At 47.7% G+C, this 3,569-nt stretch carries 3 protein-coding genes and 1 pseudogene; all 4 read left to right on the forward strand.

Annotated features, from left to right (window positions below; translation table 11 throughout):
* Positions 1–280, forward strand: a pseudogene (locus tag HWQ67_RS14550) (hypothetical protein); the annotation flags it as partial.
* Positions 281–296: 16 nt separating this feature from the next.
* Positions 297–644, forward strand: a complete 348-nt coding sequence (locus HWQ67_RS14555) for an STAS-like domain-containing protein (protein WP_218253415.1) — start codon at positions 297–299, stop codon at positions 642–644.
* A 287-nt stretch (positions 645–931) separates the two neighbouring features.
* On the forward strand, positions 932–1,267 hold the full coding sequence (locus HWQ67_RS14560) for a hypothetical protein (protein WP_218253416.1): 336 nt from the start codon (positions 932–934) through the stop codon (positions 1,265–1,267).
* Positions 1,268–1,333: 66 nt separating this feature from the next.
* Positions 1,334–3,196 carry a peptidoglycan DD-metalloendopeptidase family protein gene (locus tag HWQ67_RS14565; RefSeq protein ID WP_218253417.1) on the forward strand — a complete coding sequence of 621 codons (1,863 nt, stop codon included), beginning with the start codon at positions 1,334–1,336 and terminating at the stop codon, positions 3,194–3,196.
* The last annotated feature ends 373 nt before the right edge of the window (positions 3,197–3,569 follow it).

Here is a 3,569-nt window from a genome sequence, read left to right on the forward strand (position 1 = left end):
TTGCAGGGGAGGTCAAGGAGGGGGCGGAGCCGCCCTTCTTGTGGGGGGTAGGGGGCGAAGCCCCCATTCTTTCTTTGACGAAGCCACCAACTACTTTCTTATGCACCCGGGAATACTTGAAATATTTAGCTGCGAAGGTTATAATATAATTAATGAAACACAGGAGAAACACATCAACAGAGAGACTTTATTTGAAGGTACGATTGTGAATATTGCTCTGAGCTGTGATGCATTGTATTATCGGTTTTCTAATGAGACTACAAGTGATCTGATTTTTTGAGGATGGTGAAGATACTATGAAAATAGACATATATAAGGAAATAGGCGAAATCTGCATTACAATGCAAGATGGTCAAAAGATATTTGATCAGATACATCCCATATTGTTGGCCGGCAACACGGTTGAGCTTAATTTTGAAAACGTTAATTTGTTTGCGTCTCTATTTTTTAACGCCTCCATTGGTCGTCTGCTGGAAGATATAAAATCTGAAGACCTAAACCGTCTTGTCAAGATAACAAACATTAACTCTATAGGTCGTACAGCTTTCAGACGTTCGATAGAAAATGCCAGAGAGTATTATGGCAATAAAAAGAGACGTGATGCGGTGGATGAGGTCTTACTACAACAGGCTGAGGAACTGTAATGCCTGTTAATTATAAGATTAATGCTTCTGTTGTTGATCTTCGGTGTGATAGTCCAAGGTCAGACGATGTCTTTATGGTTGACACAAATGTTTGGTATTGGTTAACTCATGGTCTTGCTGCTTCGGCTCAGAAAACTTCTGTCAGGAGAGTTAGAGAGTATTCCCCATATATAAGAAATGCTTCTTTAGTTAAAAGTAAGCTACTTCGATTTAATCTATCCTTGTCTGAATTATCTCATCTTATAGAAAAAACTGAGAGAGAATTCTTTGTTCGCTCAAATAGAAAGGTGAACACCAAGGAATACCGCCACAACTATCCCTTTGAACGAAATAGAGTTGTCAGCGAAATCCAGGCTGCGTGGAGCCAGATTGAAGCGATGTCAAAAGCCGTTGACATAAACATCGATGAAACTGTTACAAAGAACGCTATGAATCGTCTTGCTACCGAACTACTTGATGGCTATGACTTGTTTGTTATTGAAGCTATATTCCGCAATAACATAACGAGTAAAGTCATTACGGATGATGGCGACTTTGCCACAGTTGGCGGTATTGAGGTCTTTACCGCAAATGATAACGTCATTAATGCGGCTCAATCACAAGGGAGATTAATTACCAGGTAATTTAAAGTCGATGAGTTCATAGATATATCGAGTTGCTTATAAATGCCAAAAGGAGGAGTTTACGCTATGCAAAGATTGTTTTACGGGTTTACGGTGATGATTATTGCACTGATGTGTCATTTGCTGGTGTACGCACAGGAGGGGGCGAACTTTGGTTTTGGGGTGTATGATATCTCTCAGCGTCAGCCTGAATTGACACCGCAACAGAGGGAGGCGATCAAGGCGGAGATACGGCAAAACGTGATGCGTCTGAGGGCGCAGGGTAAGCTGCCGGCCTATGAACCACGGGCTGCCGTGTTGTTTTCCCTGCCCCTTAAGGCCTCGGATACACTGAAAGACTACGGTTTCTATGGTATATCGGCCTTTGTCGATCACGATCCGACTTATCCCAACCACCTCCGTGACTATAATTGTGGCACACGGACCTATGATGTCGCTTCAGGGTATAACCACCGGGGGACGGATTTTTTTCCCTGGCCCTTTGGCTGGAAAAAAATGGACAACGATGAGGTAGCCGTCGTGGCAGCCGCAGCCGGTACGATTGTTAATAAGTCCGATGGCAACTACGACAGAAACTGTGCAGCGGGGGACGCTGACTGGAACGCCGTATATGTCCGTCACAGCGATGGCTCAACCGCCTGGTATGGTCATTTCAAAAAGGGTTCCACCACCACCAAGGCCGTAGGAAACACCGTAGCGGAGGGCGAATACCTTGGCATTGTGGGTAGCTCCGGTAGTTCCACCGGACCACATCTGCACTTTGAGGTGCATGACGCCGCCGATAAGGTAATTGACCCCTTCTATGGTAGTTGTAACAATATGAATTCCGCTTCGTGGTGGAAGTCACAACGCCCCTACTATGACTCTGCCGTGCTCAAACTCATGACAAGCAATGCCGTCTACGAAGCAACCGAATGTTCCGTTACGGAAACTACCAACGAAAAGACCAATTTCCAACCCGGAGACACCGTTTATTTTTACATCTTCTACAGAGACCTGCTCGAAGGTATGCAGAGCACGTACACGGTCTATCGTCCGGATGGCACCGTGTTTAAATCGTGGGAGTATACGTATGACAAGACACAACATTACGCTGTCTCCTACTGGTACTGGTACTACGCCTTACCGGGCGATGCCCCCACCGGGAAGTGGAGGTTTCAGGTGGGGGCTAATGGTCAGACTTACGAATATGCCTTCAACGTTGGTAGCGTTTCCGGTATCAATCTCACGGTGAAAAAGACCGGCACGGGTTCGGGCACTGTTACCAGTTCGCCTTCCGGTATCGACTGCGGACTGACGTGTTCCGGTTCATTTTCCGCAGGCGCCTCCGTGACCCTGACGGCAGCGGTGGCTACCGGTTCGACGCTAAAGGCCTGGACAGGCTGCGATTCCACCCCAGTTGCCAACCAATGTGTGGTTGCGATGACCGCAGACAGGGACATCTCCGTTGAGTTTACCTCCAGCACCGTGACAAAGGTCAAGAACGACTTTGATGGCGATGGTCATAGCGATGTGTTGTGGCGTAATAAAAATACCGGCGACATATACATATGGTTGATGACCGGGACAAAGATCACGGATGGCGGACTTGTCGTCAAGGGCATACCGTTGGAGTGGGAGATCAAGGCAACGGAGGACTTTGACGGCGACGGCAAGACCGACATTCTGTGGCATAACGCTACACCTGGTGACGTTGCCATGTGGTTTATGGATGGCTCAAAGATAACCGGCAGCGGCTATGTAGCCAGAGGAATCCCGCCCAACTGGCAGATTCAGGCAACCGCAGACTACAACGGCGATGGCAAGACCGACCTGCTCTGGCAGAACATCAACACGGGCGACGTTTACGTACACCTCATGGATGGCCTGCAGATATCCGGCGGGGATTTCGTCACACACGGCCTGCCCGGTGAGTGGCAAACCAAATAACAAGGGAAAAAAGGGAGGCGGCAGCGCCCCCCGGCTCAATGCGCTCCTGGCCTCCCTCAGACCCCTCCTGCAAGGGGGGGTGAGGCACCCCGGCCACGAAGAAGCCCCCTTGACCCCATCTTGCGAGGGCTGGTTGTTGAGTTGGGGTATGGGTTACACAGCAGTTGTGGTTTTTTACCGTATCCTACGCATAAGGACTTTGGAATGTGAAGTAACCTTCTCTTGACAGAATATGAATTTTCCGTTAGGAGTAAAAAGATATTAATCTATACTTTTGCACTTTTTTATTAACTGGCTTTTTATGCGGTTTTTGAAAATGGATTCCCGTTTTCACGGGAATGACAAGAAATGGTATTTTGCGCCCATCTGTGTC

It is taken from the genome of Candidatus Magnetobacterium casense, assembly GCF_019173545.1.
Classification (GTDB): Bacteria; Nitrospirota; Thermodesulfovibrionia; order Thermodesulfovibrionales; family Magnetobacteriaceae; genus Magnetobacterium; species Magnetobacterium cryptolimnobacter.

What these genes read in the sequence shown, in the direction of transcription:
- HWQ67_RS14555 (WP_218253415.1), top strand. Translation starts at nt 297, where the DNA reads ATGAAAATAGACATATATAAGGAAATAGGCGAAATCTGCATTACAATG.
- HWQ67_RS14565 (WP_218253417.1), top strand. Translation starts at nt 1,334, where the DNA reads ATGCAAAGATTGTTTTACGGGTTTACGGTGATGATTATTGCACTGATG.